Origin of the sequence: Sphingomonas sp. Sphisp66, assembly GCF_047324325.1 — a bacterium.
Classification (GTDB): Bacteria; Pseudomonadota; Alphaproteobacteria; order Sphingomonadales; family Sphingomonadaceae; genus Sphingomonas.
In genome coordinates this window covers 1,659,300-1,676,824 of record NZ_CP168508.1, presented here as the reverse complement: position 1 = coordinate 1,676,824, position 17,525 = coordinate 1,659,300, and the positions used below count along the sequence as shown (strand labels likewise).

Genomic DNA, 17,525 nt, shown 5'->3' with positions numbered 1-17,525 from the left:
CGCATTACTCCAGCAATGGGTGGGCCGGCACACCGCATGGCATGCCGGCCCGGTCAGAGGGTCAGAACTGGGCGCGAACGCCCAGCGTGATGCGGCTTCCCGAGAATTCGTAGGTGGTCGGGAAGCTCGGGTCCATCGTGTAGCCCGTGGTCTTCGCGTTCCCCACGTTGATGCCCTGCAGCTCGGCCCGGAAGTTGCGGGTCAGCTGGTAGCTGGCCGCGAAGTCGAACTGGCCATAGGCGTTGCGATAGACCGGATACATGTTCCGCTCGATCCGCTCCACATAGGCGCCCTTGCGGTTGTACGACACGCGCAGCGAGATCGGGCCCTTATCGTAGAACACCGTCGCATTGTACGTCCTGTCGGCCAGCCCGATCGGCGAGGTCGGCACGCCGAGGTCCGACTGGCCGGTCAGCGAGCTGTCGAGGAAGGTGGCGTTGGCGTTGATGCCGAAGCCGTCCATCCAGTTGGCGAACATGCCGAACGGGATCACCGCGTTCAGCTCGACGCCGCTGACATCGTACGAACCCTCGGCATTGACCGGCTGGTAGACGTCGAAATCATAGACGCCGTTGATCGTGCCATTGGCATTGTAAACGGTCACGCCCGGGACTTCGCCGGTCAGCCGGCTCTGGACCACGCCTTTGATCTTCTTCCAGAAATAGGACGCCGCCAGGATGCCGCCGTCATTGCCGAGATACTTCTCGACGCCGACTTCCCACTGATCGGCCAGCGTGGGCTTCAGGCCCGGATTGCCGTCGGTGTAGCGGAAGCTGCTGAAACTCGCGGTGCGCTTGTACGCCAGGTCGGTGAGTGCCGGGCGGATCAGCGTCTTTGAGGCGGCGGCGCGCAGGTACAGGCTGCTGGTCAGCTCGGCATGCGCGTTGAACGAAGGCAGGAACTTCTCGTAGCGGCCGGTGCTCGAAATCGGCGTGCCGGTCAGCCCGGTGGTGCCGTTCGGGTTCTGGATCTGGTGGAAGCCTTCCGAGGTGATCGAGGTGCGCAGGTAGCGGCCGCCCAGGTTCACGAAGATCGGGAAGGAGACATCGAACTCGAGGTCGAGCATCGCATAGCCCGCGACCGTGTCTTCCTTGACCTTGTAATAGTTCGCGTTCTGGTACGGCGTCACGAAGCCGGCCGGGCGGAAGAAGCTGCGGGCATAGTCGTTCGAGATCTGCGACCAGCTCAGGTTGCGCGCCTGATAGTCCTTGCCGCCGACGATGTCGGTCACATTGGTCAGCGGGCTGTCGCCGAGTTTGCGTACGTTGACATAGGCGGTGCTGCCGCGCGTCGGGCCCTGGATCTTCTCCTCGCCATATTGGCGCTCGTTGGTCTTGCTGGTGTAGCGGCCACCCCAGTTGAGGCGCTTGAACACCGACGAGCCGAAGGCCCAGCTCAGGTCGATCTGGCCGGCGTACTTGTCGTCCTGGATTTCCTCGCGGGTCGTCTCATAGGCCTCGAACAGATACTTGCTCGGCGCATCGTACATGTCGATCGTATTCGGGTTGGCGCTCGGGATCGTCTCGCCGCCCGTCTCGGTGTAGCGGGTGCGCGACGGCGCATAGGCGACGTGCTTGAGGTTGGCATAGTCGAGCACCCGCTTGGCGCCCGAATAGCCGCCCAGCGCGTTGACCGTCAGGTTGCCGACCTTCCAGTTCATCTCACCGCTGAACTGGCGATAGTCGGTGTCGGTCAGGTACTGCTTGCTCAGGAATTCGTGCTGGGTGTTGGTGTACGACACGTCGCGCAGCACGACGATGCCCGAGCTGGACAGCGTCGTCGCGTCGAAGTCGTGGATCGTCTCCAGCGTCGAGTTGCTCGATGCCGAATAGCCGGCCGCGTCGTACTCGTCCTCGGTCGTGTCGTACGAGCCGATGAACGCGTCGAAGGCCAGGCTGAAATGGTCGCCCGGCTTGTACTGGAGCGAGCCAGAGATGCCGAGCCGGTCCTGGTCGTTCTGATAGACGCGGTCGCCGACCTTATCGAGGAAGACGATCTTGTTCTTCATCGCATCGGTGAAGGTGATGCCGGCGTCGCGCTGGAGCACGGCGATCGCCTGATTGCGATAGGTGGTGCCGGTACGGTCGGTCCAGCGCGCGATCGGACGGAAGTTGATGCCCGAGTTGGAATCGGTGCGGTTGGTGCGTTGCTGCTTGGCGACCGAGATCAGCGCGCCGAAATCGCCGAACGTCTTGCTGGCGAGGAACGAGAAGCTCGGGTCGATCTTCTCGGAGATCGAGTTGTACGCGCCCTCGGCACTGCCGACCAGACGCAGGCCCGGATTGTCGAAGGGGCGCGCGGTGCGGATCAGCACGGAGCCGGCTATGCCGCCCTCCTCGTCCGCCGCGGTGGGCGACTTCTGGACGGTGACCGACTGGATCAGCTCAGAGGCGAAGATGTCGAACTCGACGTCACGGCCGCCCGAACCCGAAGCGGTGGCGAGCTTGTTGATCGAGACGAAGGTGAACTCGCTCGGCAGGCCGCGCACGTTGACGCGGGTGCCCAGGCCCTTTTCGCGCTCGATGGTCACGCCGGGCATGCGCTGCAGCGCTTCGGACAGGTTCTGCTCGGGGAAATCGGCGATGTCGGTGGCGACGATCGAATCCGAGAAGCCGACGGTGTTGCGCTTCAGGTCGATCGCGTCCTCGAGGCTGCGGCGATAGCCGGAGACGACGATCGCGCCATCTTCCTCTGCGACCGGTTCCGACGCCGGTGCAGTCTGCGCGGCAGCCGGGGCGACGCACAGCGCCGCGAACGCCGCACCCAGCAGAAGCTGTGCGGCATGGGTACGATGACTGGACTTGGTGTGCATATCTATCCCCCTCTGGATATGTGCCCCGCCGCATGTCCTGCGGACGAGCGCCAGCGTTTCCCGGCCTTCGAGAGACCGGGATGGCGGCGTTGTTCGAACTCTATTCTTGTCGGCGCTCAGGAACCCGTCGGCTCCCTCACGCCTCCCTCTCCGCTCCTCCAAGCCTGACGACGGCCCTGACGCGTCTCGACTTGAAACTTTTCTTTCGGGGGGTCCGGTGGGGACTAGATATTACGTGGCTGTGACGATCGATGAATATATCGAAGGCAGTGGCCTTGCGAACGGCGCGCATCGCGCGAACCCGGATATGATCGAAATCGCCGCAAAGTCGCGGCTAGGGGCCGACAGGCGCAAAGATACCGCTGGTGGGCCCGGCAGGACTTGAACCCGCAACCTAGCCGTTATGAGCGGCCAGCTCTAACCAATTGAGCTACAGGCCCCCCAGCAGTCAGGCCCGCACTAGCGGAAGGTCAGGCCAGCCCGCAAGCCGCCGCGACGATCTCATCCACAGATGCCGAGCGTACGCCCAGCTTGTCGAGCAGCAGGAGCACCTCGTCCCACCAATGCAGGAACGCAGCGAGATCCGCCCGGGTGCGGACATAGGGCGTGTGGCCGGGCTCGACCGAAGGCGAGTGGAAGGCGAAGTTGAGGAGGCGCAGGCCCTCGCCCACCGCGATACGGATTGCCTCCTGCGCTTCGTGCAACGGCATGTCTTCGGGGGTCAATGCGACCCGTGAGAGCAGCTTGAGGCGCGCGGCGATGCCGATCCCCTTGGGTAGCCGGGCCAGGCTCCGGTGCAGCCCTGCCCCGCCCCTCCGCAGGCGGCCGGTGAACACCGTGGTGAAGGGCAGTTCGACCAACTCGCCGAGGCGGAAGCCGTGATTGGGAACCGCCGAGAAATCGGGCCCGCCCTCATCCGAATAATCATAGGCCGAGCGCATCGAGCTATCGATCCGGTAGCCGAGCCCGGCGAGCAGCGCCGGCGTATCGGGCCCGATGCCATAGCGCCCGGCACGATAGACCAGCGGCCGCTTGCCGGCGATCCGCGTCACCGCATCGGTGAGCGCCGCCAGCTTGGCCCGCTGCAATGCGAGCGGCAAATTGCCGGTGAAGCTGTTGAAGCCGTTCACTTCCTCCTCGTGCGGAGGATTGACCCAGGGATGGAGCTGCGTGCCGATCGCCGAGCGGCCGTCCTGCACCACCTCGCGCAGCACCTCCACCGCGAGGCGCGAGGTCGCGATCGGATAGTCCGCCAGATAGGTGACCGCCACGCCCGCCGCAGCGAAGCGCGCATGGACCGGCGGCAGCGCGGCCATGTGGCGCGTGCCGTCCGCATCGGCGCGGAGCGGCGCGCCCCAGTCGAACTCTTCCTCGGTATCGACGAAGATCGTGAAGCGGGTGCCGAAATCGTCCGGCCAATCGACGCGCGCGCCAGGCTCGGGCGCAGGCACGCGATAACCGCGGCGACCTGAGGCCCCGTCCCCCACTTCAGCTCAGATGTGCCTGGCCCACCTGCTCGTTTACGGCGGCCGGCAGCCGCAAAGTCAAGTTTTCCCGGCCGATGACGAGCGCGCCGCCCAGCTCGCGGGAGAGATTGCGCGCGAGGCGGAGCGCGAAACCGGTGCCGAGCAGGGTCGCATCCTCGCGCTCGTCGTCGATGTCGAGCACCGAATCGCCCGGGTAGTCGGCAAGCGCCTGGGGCCGGTCGATGGTGATCGCCACGACGTCCGTTCCCTCCGGCGCCATGTGCACGCCAATCCGCTCACCCTGCCCGCTGGCCGAGACGAGCGTAGCGAGCAGGCGCGCGAGCAGCCGCTCGACCGCGCGGCGGTCGCCGGTGACCGACAGGTCGGCAATCGGCAGCGCGATCACCGAGCCGCGCAGCTCGGCGAGCGGCGCGAGATCGTCGACGATCGAGGCCAGCACCGGGCGCAGGGCGATCTGGCCGGGGACGAGTGAAAGCGCGGCGCTGTCGATCCGCGCGGCGAGATCGAGATCGTCGATCGCCCCGAGCAGCTCGCGCGCCTGCGAACGGATCACCTGGGCACGGTCGCGATAGGCGTCTCCCACCGGGCCCAGCATCTGCGCCTCGATCATCTCGGCAAAGCCGGCGATCGCATTGGTCGGCGTGCGCAGCTCATGGACGAGCTGGCGCAGCGAATCCGCAGGCATGGCCGGGCCGGCGGCGATGCGCACCGGCTCGGCGCGCTCGTCGACACGCGGGCGGCGGGCGGTACCGCGATAGCCGGTGAAGCGGCCATTGCCGGGATCGAAGACCGGGATGGCGGAAATCAACCAGTCGCCTGCGGCGTCGGATTCGCCCTCCACCGAAAGCCGGGCATTGGAGAAGCCGGCCCGACGGCGGAAGGCGCCGGCGGCGACGCCATCGACACGCGAGCTGTCCGGCGCCCCGGGAGCCGCCTGGCTGTCGAGCGACACGCCGACCAGCGGCGCGCGGCTGACACCCTCGACCCAGCGGATCATGCCCTTGGCATCGGTCTCGAAGCGGAAATCGTCGGCCGGGCGCAGCGGCGCCGGCTCCTTCGGACCGGTTTCCTCGCGATGCCGCCAGAACGCGTCGATCCGCGCGACGACATCGGCGATCTCGAAGGTGCCGTCATCGTCGCCCACGGCTTCTGCCGCGATCTGCCGCGCTTCTGCGACCAGGCTGTCACTATACTCCATGACCGGACCCTGCGCCCCGGACTCCGGTGGCGCAATTGGTTCGATACCGGAGGGTGACTCGTCTGTCCCGGATTGGACCGGGCGGAGCGGATTTGTCCGGCTCTCACCCTCTTGCACTGCCCCACCACTCAGCGACGGCGCGAGGCCGGCGAGCGCGACGAAGGAGAAATCCTCGATGTCGGGAACCCCGTGCGGCACAATTGCTGGAGCCAGCGCAGTCTCCAGCTCGGCGACCGCTTCGGGGGCCTCCGCCAGCTCCGCATCAACCGACTCGAAACCGTTGAGCGCAACCTCTTCGGTCAGTTCGGCCGCCAGGGCGGGATCGGGCAACCGGGCGAGCAGCGCGGAAAGACTCGCCTCGCGCACGGGCACCTGCTGCGGGGTCGTGGCGCTCCAATAGATGAGGGGCTTTTCCGCTGCCTCGGCCGCCAGCGCAGGTTCGAGCTCGGGCTCGGGCACTTCCGCGGCCGGCTCGGGCTCTGGTTCAACTTCGGGTTCCGCCGCCTCGATCTCGGCCGGATGCGCATCGACGACATCGGCCCAGTCGATTGCGATCGCCTCGACGGCTTGCTCAGCTATCGCTGCCTCGGGCTCGGGCAGCGCCACTTCCGCGGGAGCTTCCTTCACCGTCTCGTCGGGCAGGACGAAGTCGATCGGTCCGAAGCTTTCCAGCGCGCGGCGCACCACCGGACTCAGGTCGCGGCGATTGCGCAGCACCGCGCGGCCTGCGGGCGCCAGTTCGGGCAAGAGCTGGATCCACTCGGCCGAGTTCATCCGGGCGCTGCGCAGCACGGGCAGCGCCACCTGCAGCTCATCGAGCGCGAACAGGCGGACGAGCGGCGGCGGCGGATCGGCATATTCGAGCGCGCGGGCACTGGCGGCGCGGACCGCCAGGGGCACCGAATCGCGAATCGAGCGGAGCACGCCCATCGCCCGGGCACCCGCGGTCGCCCGGCGCCGGCCGATCAGATCGACCAGCTGCCGCCACGCCGACTGGACGCCGTACGGCGTGCCCAGATCGGACGCGAGTACGGTCTCCAGAGTGTCGTCAAAGCGCAACGCGTGCCTACCCTTTACCCGGCGTAGCAACGCACGCCGTAACGATTCCTTAACTCGCCGAACGCCCCTTCGGAACTGTCCATTTCGGCACGTCGCATTGTGGGACAATTGCGTTGCGGCGTAATAATATTATGTCTAAACGCAACACACGGAAACGAATCAAAAGAAAGAAGGAACATAAATGCGATTCGACGACATCGACGTACGGATCCTAGGCCTGCTGCAGGATAATGGCCGGATGACCAATGTCGAACTAGCCGAACGCGTTGGGCTGACCGCGCCGCCGTGCCTGCGGCGCGTGCGCGCGCTGGAGCAGCAGGGGGCGATCACCGGCTATCACGCCGCGCTCGATCCGGCTGCGCTCGGCTACAACCTCACCGTATTCGCGATGGTCAGCCTGAAGAGTCAGGCGGAAGCAGATTTGCGCGCCTTCGAGCAGATGGTCGCCGACATTCCCGAAGTCCGCGAATGCCACATGCTCAATGGCGAGATCGACTTCATCCTCAAGATCGTCGCCCCGGACCTGCAGAGCTTCCAGCACATCCTGACGACGCGCCTGACGCCGGCGCCGAATGTCGAGCATGTGAAGACTTCGCTCACCATCCGCACCTCCAAGGCATTGCCGGGCGTCCCGGTCGCCTGATCCCTCCGAGGCGGAAGAAACGAAAAGGGGCGGCCCGAAAGCCGCCCCTTTCTTTTTCAGGCTCGAAGCCGCGCTCAGCTGAGCGGCGGCGTGTCGAGCGAGACCTGCCAGAGCAGCGCGACATTGACGAACGGGCCGGTCTTCACCGCCTGGAACGCCGTCTTGGCCTCGTCCTTGCGGCCCAGGCGCTGGAGCGCGATGCCGCGGTGCAGGTTGATCTCATTGGCGTCGCCGCCCTTGGCGAGCGCCGCGTCATAGAGCTTGAGCGCGTTCTCGTTGTCGCCGGCGGCCAGCAGCGCGTCGGCATTGCCGGCGCCGCCCTGCGAAGCCAGCGTGGCGAGCGCCGGGCTGCTCTTCACCCCGGCCTGGGCCGCCGTGTAGGTACGGTTGCCATCCGGATCGGTCGTGGGCAGCTTGCCGTTCTTGCGGCCCTCTTCGATCACCGAGAGCGCTTCCCAAGGCAGGCCCGAGGACTGGGCGGCATAGGCGTAGTCAGCATAGTCGCCGCGATCGGCCAGCGAGTTGGTGATCCGGCGGAGACGATAGAGATCGATGCGCTCGGTCTTGGCGGCGCGGTCGGTGCCCTTGGCGCCCTGGCCCAGGACCTCGATCGCCCAGCGCCAGTTCTTCACCGTCGGATAGTCCTTCAGGTAATAGGCCAGCCAGTCATAGGAGGTCTCGCGGTTGCCGGTGGCGATCGCCTTCGGGATGGCGAACTGATACCAAGCTTCCGGCGCCTTCTGGCCGGTGGCCTTGGCGGCTTCGATCGCGTTGCGCGCTTCGGCCGCAGCCTCGACGTTCTTGCCGGTAGCGGCATAGGCGTTCGCCATCATCAGCGGGATGTCGAGGTTCTTCTCGCCGAGCTCGCGCGCCTTCGCCATGTAGGTGATGACCTCGGCATGCTTCTTCTGCGACGCCGCAGCCTTGCCGAGCAGGAAGTTCAGGCGTGCGTTATAGGCATTCTTCGCATCCGGCGCCGTGCGCGGGTTGACCGAGAGAATCTGGAGCGCCGGGATCTGGGCATTCTCGTTGCCGCGCGACAGCTCGAGCTGGAGACGCAGCCAGGCCGCATAATATTTCTCGTCGTCATTCTTGGCCGCGGCTTCCGCGGTGACGATCGACGGCTCGGCGGTGGCCCAGTCCTTGGCCTTGACCGCGGCCTCGGCCACGGCTGCCGGCTTGCGGAATTCGTCGCTCACCTTGAGCGCGTTGGGATCTGCCTTCTTGTCGTCCTTCTTCTGCGCGGCGGCGGGTGCCACGGTAAGCGCAGTGGTGCCCAGCGACAGCACGGCGGCCAGCGCGAGCTTGGAAGCGAAGTTCATGCGAAACTCTCCATAGACGGGGAAAGAGCGGGGGCTTTCGGCGCACCTCTAGTTGCCCGAAACGCACCGTTCAAGCCGATCACGGCTGCCGATGCCGGTTATGCGATGAACCCGCCTTTAACAGAGCGGCTCCCGCCCCGCTCGTAAGGAAGTGTTTCAGCAACCCATCGCGCGCGTTAACCACCTTATCGCATACATTTTGGTTGATGTGCGTTAACCCTGTGCATAAGTTTGTGGAAAGTTCGGGTAAATCGTTGCGTTGAAGGGGCAAAAAATGGGGTCGCTGTTTCGCGGATGTGCGCTTTGCGAGGTTGATGCGGATGGAAATCTGCTGCTGACCGAGAGCACGGCCCAGGCACTGGGCCTGCCCGCCACTGACGAACCCCTGGTTCTTTCCGCACATGAACGCGACCAGTGCCTGGTCGGCTATGCCCGCGCCGACCTGCAGGAAATCCGCACCCGCTCCGGCATGGACGCGCAGGCGACGGACGCCGGCATGCGCCGCGTGCTTGGCATGGTCGAGATGGAGCCGCGCAATGCGCGCGGACTCACCCTTCCCGCCGGCATGCGCCAGCATGGCCGGATCGAAAGCGTCGCGCTTGTCGTCGGAGCTGGCGATCGGTTCGAGATCTGGAATCCGCAGCTTGCCGCCGCCCAGAACGGCGTAAGCGCCGGAACGTATGAATTCCCGGCGGTGACCTATCGGCATCCCCCGCGTGGCGGCTCCCGCCGCTACCGCCCGGCCCGCTTCTGATGCGTTCGCTACGCTGCCGCCTGCTCGAGCATGCGGCGATGCCGAACCGCCTTCGGGAAGGTGACAGCGAATTCGCGATGTGCATGCGCTGCGGCAAGGACCTGTGGCGCGAGATCGGTGCAGAGGCATGGAGCGAAGTTCCTGCCGGCGAGGAAATCGACTGGCGTCGGCGCGACCTGGGGTACAGTGCCTCGGCCGTGGCTGCGCGCATGGCATCGTCTCCCGCACCGCGCCGGCACGGGCTACGCAACCCGGCGCCCGCGCAGACGCGCGGCCAGCGCCGCGCCCGGCCGCATCGCAGCGCGTTGATCGAGCTCACCGGTCGCTTCGTGCTGGACAGCATCTTCGAGCGCCTGCACCGCCCGGCCCGCCCTGCGGCGCCGCAATCGGTGCAGCTGCCCGCTAGAGCAACTTCTCGATCTCAGGGCCGATCGCGTCGGGGCTAGTCGTCGGCGCGAACCGCTCGACCGGATTGCCGTTCCGATCGACCAGGAACTTGGTGAAGTTCCACTTGATCCCCTTCGAGCCGAGCACGCCCGGCGCCGCCTTTTTCAGCGCCTCGAACAAGGGCGCGGCATCGGCGCCGTTGACGTCGATCTTGGCGTAGACCGGGAAGGTCACGTCATAGGTGAGCGAGCAGAAGTTCGCGATCTCCGCGGCATCGCCGGGCTCCTGCGCGCCGAACTGGTTGCACGGGAAGGCGAGGACCGAGAAGCCGCGATCCTTGTACTTGCGGTGCAGCGCTTCGAGCCCGGCATATTGCGGGGTGAAGCCGCATTTGGAGGCAGTGTTGACGATGAGCAGCACCTCGCCGGCATGATCGGCGAGCGTGGCCTGCTCGCCGCCAGCCCGAGTCACGGGAATGTCGGTGATCGCGGTCATGCGCCCTCTCCTTCGTACCGCGCCATCAGCAGCTCGATATTGCGGCGAACCCCGGGCCACTCGTGCGCGAGGATCGAATAGACCACGCTGTCGCGCATGTGGCCGTTCAGGATCAGATGGCCGCGCAGCACGCCGTCGAGGCGCGCACCTAGCCGCTCGATCGCGCGACGCGAGGCCTGGTTGAGGAAATCGGTGCGGATCTGGACGCAGTTCACCTCCAGCGCCTCGAAGGCATGGCGAAGCAGCATGTACTTGGCCTCGGTGTTGAGCCCGGTACGCTGGACGCGCGGCGCGTAGAGCGTGCCGCCGATCTCGACCCGGCGATGCCCCTTGCTCATCCGCAGGAAGCGCGTGACGCCCGAGACGCGGCCGCTGGCGTCCAGCACGGTGAAGGGCAGGCCGCGGCCCGCCGCCACGTCGTTCTCGATCCGGTCCATCCATGCATCGATGTTCGCATCATCGGGCACGGTGGTGTGGAAGAGCTGGCGGAGTCCCTCGAAAGCCTCGAGCAGATCGGCACGATCCGCGCGCGTCATGGGCCGAAGGGTAACGTGGCGGCCCGATAGCGTTGGGACATCACGCCACGGGTTCACTCGAGGTGCCCTTCGTGCAGCCGCACCACCCGGTCCATCCGCGCCGCGAGCCGCTCGTTATGCGTGGCGATCAGCGCGGCCGAGCCCTGGGTGCGGACCAGGCCGAGGAATTCGGCGAGCACCTTGTCCGAGGTCAGCTCGTCCAGATTGCCGGTCGGCTCGTCGGCCAGCACCAGCGCCGGCTTGTTGGCGAGCGCACGGGCGACGGCGACACGCTGCTGCTCGCCGCCCGAAAGCTGGCTGGGCCGATGCGTCAGCCGGTGGCCGAGGCCGAGCGCGGTGAGCAGCTCCTCCGCGCGCTTGTCGGCATCGGTACGCAGCGCGCCATGGATCATCTGCGGCAGCACGACATTCTCGAGCGCGCTGAAGTCGGGCAGCAGGTGATGGAACTGGTAGACGAAGCCCAGATGATCGCGGCGCACCGCGGTCCGGCCCGGGCTGTCGAGCTGTGCAGCCTCCTTGCCGGCGATGCGGATGGAACCCCCGAACCCGCCTTCGAGCAGGCCAACCGCCTGGAGCAGGGTCGACTTGCCCGAGCCGGATGGGCCCAACAAGGCGACGATCTCGCCCGGCTGCACGTCGAGATCGACGCCGCGCAGCACCTCGATGGTCTCGCCGCCCTGGCTGAAGCTGCGCTTGAGACCGCGCGTCTGGAGAACAGCCTCACTCATAGCGCAGCACCTGGACCGGATCGGTATTGGCGGCCTTCCAGGCCGGATAGAGCGTGGCGAGGAAGCAGAAGATCAGCGCCATCACGCAGATGCCGATCGTCTGGAACGGGTCGGTCTTGGCCGGCAGTTCGGTAAGGAAGCGCATCTGCGGATCCCAGATATTCTGGCCGGTGACCAGCCCGATGAACTTCACCACCCCCTCGCGGAAGGTGATGAACAGGAAGCCGAGCACTCCGCCCGCCGCGACGCCGAGCGCGCCGATCGTGGTGCCCACGGTGACGAAGATGCGCATCAGCCCGCCGCGGGTCGCGCCCATGGTACGCAGCACGGCGATGTCGCGCGTCTTGGCGCGCACCAGCATGATCAGCGACGAGACGATGTTGAAGGCCGCAACCACCAGGATGATCGAGAGGATGGTGAAGGAGACGGTGCGGTCCACCGCCAGCGCCTCGAAAAGCTCGGAGTTCATCGTTCGCCAGTCGGTGATCTGGCCGACCTGGCTGACCTTGTCGACGAGCGGCTGGAGGATATCGCCGACCTTGTCCGGATTGCTGGTCTCCAGCTCGATCATCGAGACGCCGTCGCCGAGCAGCAGCAGCGTCTGCGCATCCTCGATCGGCATGATCGCGAAGACCTTGTCATAATCATAGACGCCGACCTCGAAGATCACCGCCACCTTGTACTTCACGATGCGCGGCATCGTGCCGAAGGGCGTCGCGGCGCCGGCGGGATTGAGGATCGAGATCTCGCTGCCCACGGTCGCGCCGAGCGATTCCGCCAGCCGCGACCCGATCGCCACCTGCTCGCCGCCGGGCTTCAGGCTCTTGAGCGAACCGATGATCTCCTTGCCCTTGAGCGTCGGGTTGCTGAGGATGTCCTCCATCCGCATGCCGCGCAGCTGGAGGGCCTCGGCCCGGCCATTATAGGTGGCGAAGAGCGGCTGCTCGATCAGCGGGGTGGCACTGGTGACGCCCGGCGTCTTGCGCGCCTCCTCCAGCACCTCGCGCCAGTTGCGCAACTGGCCGCCATAGCCCTGGACCACGGCATGGCCGTTGAGCCCGGTGATCTTGTTGAAAAGCTCGGCGCGGAAGCCGTTCATGACGCTCATCACCACGATAAGCGCGGCGACGCCGAGCATGACGGCGACAAGGCTGAACCCGGCGACGACGGCGATGAACGCCTCGCTCCGCCCGGGCAGGAGATAGCGGCGGGCGATCATCCGCTCGTAACGTGAAATTAGCAGCATGCGGGTCTTGGCACTCACCCAGAAATCAGCTCGGCACCCGATCTAGGGCAGATGACCGCGAATTCCTACTGCCAACCTTTATGTTGCCGATTCAACACAGGGTGGCACCAAACTGCGTCTACCCCTTGTAATGCCAGTGACAAAGCCGGCCCGTGCGCCTAGCAAAACTCTCGTCGAAGCGCAGGCGAAAGGCCGTGGTTCGGGGAGGCTCCAAGCCCCGCTCGTAGGCAAGTGCGAGTGTGCGGGCTGGGCCTGACAAAGGGGGCTGACGAGCATTCGTCACGCAGGCGCCCGGATCGGAAACGGTCCGGGCGTTTGCCGTTTCTAGCTTCCGGATTTCCGCTTTTCAGCGCGGCGCCGAGAGCGGGCGATACTCGGCCAGTTCCTGCGTCGAGGGCAGGCTCATCAGGTGCGTCACCACGCCCGGATGCAGCGGCGCCGCAAAGCGCAACCCCGCCGCCTCGCGATTGCTCCACACCACCGTCGCGTTCAGCGCCTTGAACCCGGACAGCCGAAGCACCGTCTCCATGCCCGGCGGGAGCAGGAAGCCGGTCTCGATCCGGCAGCCTGCCCGCGAGATCTCGACCAGCCGGACATTCTGGAAACACAGGCGCGATTCCTTCACGCTCGCCGCCAGGGATACCGGCCAGCGCATAGCCTCGCGCCGGTCCACACCCTGGGTAATCTTCAATCCTCTACGATCGCCACGCATTCCCCAACCCCAACGCTAATCCCCTACCCCACCAAAATCGGCTTGCCGCAGCGCAGCCCGTTCACCCGAACATCCGCCTGCCCGACATTCACTCCCAGCAGCCCCGTCAGATCCGAAAGCACCGAATCGAGCGGCGCCGCGACCCCTTGCAGCACCGTGCCGACGGTCGACGTCACCAGCGAAAGATTGACCCCCAGCCCCAGCGCATTGGCCTGGAGGTCCATGTTGCGGATCAGCGACGCCGCCACGCCCTGGCTCAGATCGTTGGTCGACACCGTGTGCGCCTTGCCCGCTGCGATCTCCTGCGCGGTGAAGGTGGCGCGCTGCGCTCCGGCTCCGCCAAGTCCGATATGCGACTGGCCGGTCACCTCGGCGAGGAGCGCGACCTTCACCAAAGTCGTGCGCTTCGGCGTGATCGCGGCGTTGAAATTCCCCAGCGCAGCCGTGTCGACATCGCCGATCGCCACCTGCCCGGCAGCCGTGGTCACGTCGAGGCTGACCGTAGCCGTCGATGGCGTTGGACAGGAGATGCTGCGGAGCGAAGCCTCGGCATTGGCCAGCTCGACGAACAACGGCAAATGGACCGAGGCCAGACCGAGGAGCCCCGAGCCGCCGACCTTGGCATCGACATAGAGCCGGGTCTGCGCGGTGCGCACCTTGACGCTGCGGTCCTTGGCAACGGCAAGCCAGGGCGACTGCGCCGGCCGCTCGCCGATCGCCAGCGTCACCTTGGTCGCGGCCACGCCGGGCACCCCCGCCGCCAGATCCAGATCGACCTGACGCTTGCCGGTGGCGATCTGCAGCATCTCGCGCACCAGGGCATAGGAGTCCGCCTTGATCGGTCGCGACGGATCGGTGCTGCTCTCCCCCGCCAGCGGCCCCAGATCGATCAGCCTGGAAAGCTGAACGGTGACCGGCGGCACCCGCATCGCCATCGCGCGCAAGGCCGATTGCGCGCTCGAGCTCCCCGTCGCCGCCGCCATTGCGTTCAGCGCCTTGGGAAGGGTGATGTTGCTGGCGAGCGTCTCGCCGAAGGTGAGCCCCTGGAGGTTGGCCTGGGTACGCAGCGCATCGGCAAAGGCCAGGACGTCGAGATCGGCGTTCACCAGTCCCTGCGCATCCATCACATTGAGGTTCAGCTCGGTTCCTGCCAGCCCCGAGAGCAGCTGCCCCGGCAGCCCGCCGCTCACCGATGCCAGGCGCGAGCCGATCGAGAAGGAAGCGAGATCCACCCGCGCCGCCATCGCGGTCACGGAGACACGCGCCGTCGTCCGCCCGGTGAGGAACCGCCCGAAGAACAGCGGCACGTCCCGCCCCATGATCAGCCGCACGGCATTGCCGTCACTGCCCGAGGCCACGAAGCGCGCGGAATGGGCCACCGAGCTGTCCGGCGAATAGCTGCCCCGCTCGAGCTTCTCGATGCTGGCGTCATCGGCGCCGTTCGCCGTCATCGCCGTGCGGGCCGCGGCATCCGCCGCCTGGCTGTTCGCCGCGCTGAGCGCCGCCGCGTCCGCCACGCCCTGCAGCCGCCTTTTCTCCAGATAGAGCGAGCCGGTATCGACCGCGAATGCCGCCGATCCCGCCAGCATCACGAGCCCGCCGGCGAAGATCATGGTGATGTTGCCGCGGCGATCGGCCCCGAGGGCATGGAGGAAGGACAGCAAAGCCATCACGCGCCTCATGGAGCCGAAATCACCACCGTCGCGCTGCGCTCGATCACCTTGCTGGGCAGGGGTACCAGCTTGATCGAAAGCAGCGGATCGCTCGACGCGTCGTAGGAGAGGTGCACCGTCAGCGTATGGCCGTCATCGTCGACCAGCGTGTTCATATGCTCGGACTTGAGCGTGCCGGTCTTGCGCAGATTGGCGTCCAGCGCGGTGCGGGCCAGCGTGGCGCGCTCGGTGGGATCGAGCCCGCCGACCGCGGCACGCGCCGCCTCGTTCGCTGCCTGCTGCACGCTGTTGGCGCAGAGGAACCACCCGCCATAGGTGACGATGCCGCAGATCAGCATCAGAAGAATGGGGAGCGAGAAGGCCATCTCGATCGCAGCCGCACCGCGCCTGTCTCGCCACAGCCGGGGACCGGCGGGACGCGCCCTGTGGGGCAGCAAGAGAAGACGCGGATACATGTGCGTTTCTTCGCACAGGATAGCTTCCAAAATGCTCCCATGTGCGAAAGTAGGATTTCCGTATTTTCAGTAAACTTTATCTGCCGCATTCCCGACCGAGGAGTCCCTCGGCGCAGCGATCCTTTTGATTTTTAAATCCATTCTCGATCAACGCCAACTTGATTTGCGTTAATCCCGTGATATCCTTCATGTTCTGATCAAATTGAATAATTTGCAAAATTCTCATGGTTCACTTCAGGGTCGCAAACAACAATTGATGATGCCCGAAAGCAACCAGGGGGTTACAATTATGCAGCGCCCATCAGCACAAACCGTTTCATCCGCTGAACTTACGCGCAATTTTGCATATTGGCAGGATCGCGCCGCGCACGGCCCTGTGACGATCACTTATCACGGGCGCCCGCGCTACGTACTGCTGGCAGCCGAAAGCTGGGATGCGGAACATGCGGGGGAACGGGACGGCAGTCACCGCGAACTCGAATATCAGTTTCTGGTCGAGCATATGGACGGCGGGCTGCTCGTCATCGACCCGGAACTCAAGATCACCGACGTCTCCAGCGCAGCGGCACTGATCCTGGGTCAGCGGCAAAGCGCGCTGGTCGGATCGCCGATAACCGACGCATTGCCCTCCTCCACCCATGCCACCGTGCTTTCCAGCCTGCGCCATGTATTGCGCAGCGGCGAGCAGGCGCAGTTCGACCTGACGCTGGACGAAGAGAATGGCACCCGGCTACGGGTCCGTGCCGTTCCCTGGATAGAGGGCATCGCCCTTCTCGTGCGGGTCAACTACGAGGGTGACGAAGAGGCACGCCTCGCCGAGCAGACCGCGCTCGAGAAGGCGCGTGTCGCGCATGGACGGATCGAAGTGATCCGCCTCAGCGTGCGCGGCACGGTGTCGATGGCCGAGGCCGAGTTCGCCAAGCTGGTCGGGCTGCCGCGCGAGCGCATCCTCGGCCTGCGCTTTGCCGACCTTATCGCCGTACCCGACCGGCCCGCGGCACGCGATGCGGTCGAGCAGGTGCTGAGCGGTCGCTCCGAAGCGGAGGCATTCGACGCGCGGCTATTGTGCGGCGGCGCGAAGGAGATCGGCGCACGCATCTCGATCGCCCCGCTGGCCAGCGGCTATGCCGTGGGCGGCGCGATCGTGATCATCACGCTCGATCCGGGTGCCGAGACCGTTCAGTAGCAGGAGGGGCGCTTCAGCGTCGCGGTGCGCGCTATCGAGCGCTTGAACGTCCCGATCACCTGGTGGGTCAGGCCGTCGGGCCGGGTGGCGACCGCGCTCAGCTTGCCGCACGACAGGGTCACGCCTGCCCAGGTGACCGCCCAGCCGATGCGCGGGCTGGCAGCATCGCCACCCGCGAGCGTGACATTGCCGTGGATCTCGGCCGGCGCGCCGCCATCGATCTGAACGCGCGCGGCGTCGTTGAGGCGAGCGGCCCAGCCGCCGTCCCCACCCTCGCCCGGCTGGAGCTGAACCCTGGCGGCAGCGGCGGAGCGCGATCGGGCGACCCCGACCTCCTGATCCTCCGGCAGCCGCACTTCCACAGGACGCCGGCCCACGACGGAGGAAACCACGTCGCTGACCTGCTTCACCCCGGTGACGTCACCGCGGACCGCGACGCCGAGCAGCACCGCGATCACGCCGAGCACCAGCACCGCACGGACGGCGTTGGGGATGGTCAGCCGCGAGAGAACAACCACAGAGATGCAGAGCGACGCGATCAGCGCGATCTTGGCATAGCCGCCCGCCGCGAAGGCCGGCGAGCTTACCCAGACCAGCCCGCCGACGATCTGGCAGGCAGAGACTAGCGCCGCGAGCAGGCCCGCACTGCTGAAGCTCGGCATGGATCTCGACGACACGCGCATCATCTTCCCACTATAGGCGATAACTATAGCGGGCGTCGGTTAAGACCTTCTCAAATCATCCGGAATGAACTTGCAACAAGAAGGGAGGCGGTGCGGGCGCCGCCTCCCTTCCCCAACCTCCCCCGGCCATGGCAGGAGGTCAGTCTCGT

At 66.2% G+C, this 17,525-nt stretch carries 16 protein-coding genes and 1 tRNA gene; 4 read left to right on the top strand and 13 right to left on the bottom strand.

Features of this window, described 5'->3' with window-relative positions; genetic code table 11:
- Nucleotides 1-61: 61 nt before the first annotated feature.
- From ACEN8G_RS08195 to ACEN8G_RS08180, 4 genes are all read right to left on the bottom strand, one after another.
- Nucleotides 62-2,812: a TonB-dependent receptor gene (locus tag ACEN8G_RS08195; RefSeq protein WP_413415530.1), complete on the bottom strand. Its 2,751-nt coding sequence runs from the start codon at nucleotides 2,810-2,812 to the stop codon at nucleotides 62-64.
- A gap of 363 nt (nucleotides 2,813-3,175) precedes the next feature.
- A tRNA-Ile gene (locus ACEN8G_RS08190) sits at nucleotides 3,176-3,252 on the bottom strand.
- Nucleotides 3,253-3,282: 30 nt separating this feature from the next.
- Nucleotides 3,283-4,263: a polysaccharide deacetylase family protein gene (locus ACEN8G_RS08185; RefSeq protein ID WP_413415531.1), complete on the bottom strand. Its 981-nt coding sequence runs from the start codon at nucleotides 4,261-4,263 to the stop codon at nucleotides 3,283-3,285.
- A gap of 37 nt (nucleotides 4,264-4,300) precedes the next feature.
- The gene (locus ACEN8G_RS08180) at nucleotides 4,301-6,556 is read right to left on the bottom strand and encodes a sensor histidine kinase (protein ID WP_413415532.1); all 2,256 of its coding nucleotides are present in this window, start codon (nucleotides 6,554-6,556) and stop codon (nucleotides 4,301-4,303) included.
- 181 nt (nucleotides 6,557-6,737) lie between these two features.
- On the opposite strand from ACEN8G_RS08180, the gene ACEN8G_RS08175 reads away from it, so the two are divergent.
- Nucleotides 6,738-7,199 carry an Lrp/AsnC family transcriptional regulator gene (locus tag ACEN8G_RS08175; RefSeq protein ID WP_307118898.1) on the top strand — a complete coding sequence of 154 codons (462 nt, stop codon included), beginning with the start codon at nucleotides 6,738-6,740 and terminating at the stop codon, nucleotides 7,197-7,199.
- Nucleotides 7,200-7,273: 74 nt separating this feature from the next.
- Here ACEN8G_RS08175 and ACEN8G_RS08170 read toward each other — a convergent pair whose 3' ends face one another.
- Entirely contained in the window at nucleotides 7,274-8,521 is a 1,248-nt protein-coding gene (locus ACEN8G_RS08170) for a hypothetical protein (RefSeq protein ID WP_413415533.1), read from the bottom strand.
- A 274-nt stretch (nucleotides 8,522-8,795) separates the two neighbouring features.
- Here ACEN8G_RS08170 and ACEN8G_RS08165 point away from each other — a divergent pair, with 274 nt between their 5' ends.
- Nucleotides 8,796-9,275, top strand: a complete 480-nt coding sequence (locus tag ACEN8G_RS08165; protein WP_413415534.1) for a hypothetical protein — start codon at nucleotides 8,796-8,798, stop codon at nucleotides 9,273-9,275.
- Nucleotides 9,275-9,721 (top strand): hypothetical protein, encoded by a 447-nt coding sequence (locus tag ACEN8G_RS08160; protein ID WP_413415535.1) that lies wholly within the window; start codon nucleotides 9,275-9,277, stop codon nucleotides 9,719-9,721. Before ACEN8G_RS08165 ends, ACEN8G_RS08160 begins: the two co-directional genes overlap by 1 nt.
- Here the strand turns inward: ACEN8G_RS08160 and ACEN8G_RS08155 are convergent.
- The 7 genes from ACEN8G_RS08155 to ACEN8G_RS08125 all read right to left on the bottom strand — a co-directional run bounded on the left by ACEN8G_RS08155 (nucleotide 9,678) and on the right by ACEN8G_RS08125 (nucleotide 15,507).
- Nucleotides 9,678-10,157, bottom strand: a complete 480-nt coding sequence (locus ACEN8G_RS08155; protein WP_307118895.1) for a glutathione peroxidase — start codon at nucleotides 10,155-10,157, stop codon at nucleotides 9,678-9,680. The two genes, ACEN8G_RS08160 and ACEN8G_RS08155, sit on opposite strands and share 44 nt — an antisense overlap.
- Nucleotides 10,154-10,750, bottom strand: coding sequence for a GNAT family N-acetyltransferase (locus tag ACEN8G_RS08150; protein WP_413415536.1), 597 nt, complete (start codon nucleotides 10,748-10,750; stop codon nucleotides 10,154-10,156). The genes ACEN8G_RS08155 and ACEN8G_RS08150 overlap by 4 nt, the downstream gene beginning before the upstream one ends.
- On the bottom strand, nucleotides 10,747-11,421 hold the full coding sequence (locus ACEN8G_RS08145; RefSeq protein WP_413415537.1) for an ABC transporter ATP-binding protein: 675 nt from the start codon (nucleotides 11,419-11,421) through the stop codon (nucleotides 10,747-10,749). Before ACEN8G_RS08145 ends, ACEN8G_RS08150 begins: the two co-directional genes overlap by 4 nt.
- The gene (locus ACEN8G_RS08140; RefSeq protein WP_413415545.1) at nucleotides 11,414-12,664 is read right to left on the bottom strand and encodes a lipoprotein-releasing ABC transporter permease subunit; all 1,251 of its coding nucleotides are present in this window, start codon (nucleotides 12,662-12,664) and stop codon (nucleotides 11,414-11,416) included. The genes ACEN8G_RS08145 and ACEN8G_RS08140 overlap by 8 nt, the downstream gene beginning before the upstream one ends.
- A 349-nt stretch (nucleotides 12,665-13,013) precedes the next feature.
- Nucleotides 13,014-13,379 carry a PilZ domain-containing protein gene (locus tag ACEN8G_RS08135; RefSeq protein ID WP_413415538.1) on the bottom strand — a complete coding sequence of 122 codons (366 nt, stop codon included), beginning with the start codon at nucleotides 13,377-13,379 and terminating at the stop codon, nucleotides 13,014-13,016.
- A gap of 23 nt (nucleotides 13,380-13,402) precedes the next feature.
- Nucleotides 13,403-15,049, bottom strand: a complete 1,647-nt coding sequence (locus ACEN8G_RS08130) for a pilus assembly protein TadG-related protein (protein WP_413415539.1) — start codon at nucleotides 15,047-15,049, stop codon at nucleotides 13,403-13,405.
- A gap of 8 nt (nucleotides 15,050-15,057) precedes the next feature.
- Nucleotides 15,058-15,507 (bottom strand): TadE/TadG family type IV pilus assembly protein, encoded by a 450-nt coding sequence (locus ACEN8G_RS08125; RefSeq protein ID WP_413415540.1) that lies wholly within the window; start codon nucleotides 15,505-15,507, stop codon nucleotides 15,058-15,060.
- Between the two features lie 376 nt (nucleotides 15,508-15,883).
- Here ACEN8G_RS08125 and ACEN8G_RS08120 point away from each other — a divergent pair, with 376 nt between their 5' ends.
- Complete coding sequence (locus ACEN8G_RS08120; protein WP_413415541.1) at nucleotides 15,884-16,693, top strand: PAS domain-containing protein; 810 nt, start codon at nucleotides 15,884-15,886, stop codon at nucleotides 16,691-16,693.
- Here the strand turns inward: ACEN8G_RS08120 and ACEN8G_RS08115 are convergent.
- Nucleotides 16,687-17,355 carry a hypothetical protein gene (locus ACEN8G_RS08115; protein ID WP_413740767.1) on the bottom strand — a complete coding sequence of 223 codons (669 nt, stop codon included), beginning with the start codon at nucleotides 17,353-17,355 and terminating at the stop codon, nucleotides 16,687-16,689. The genes ACEN8G_RS08120 and ACEN8G_RS08115 overlap by 7 nt on opposite strands.
- Nucleotides 17,356-17,525: the final 170 nt, after the last annotated feature.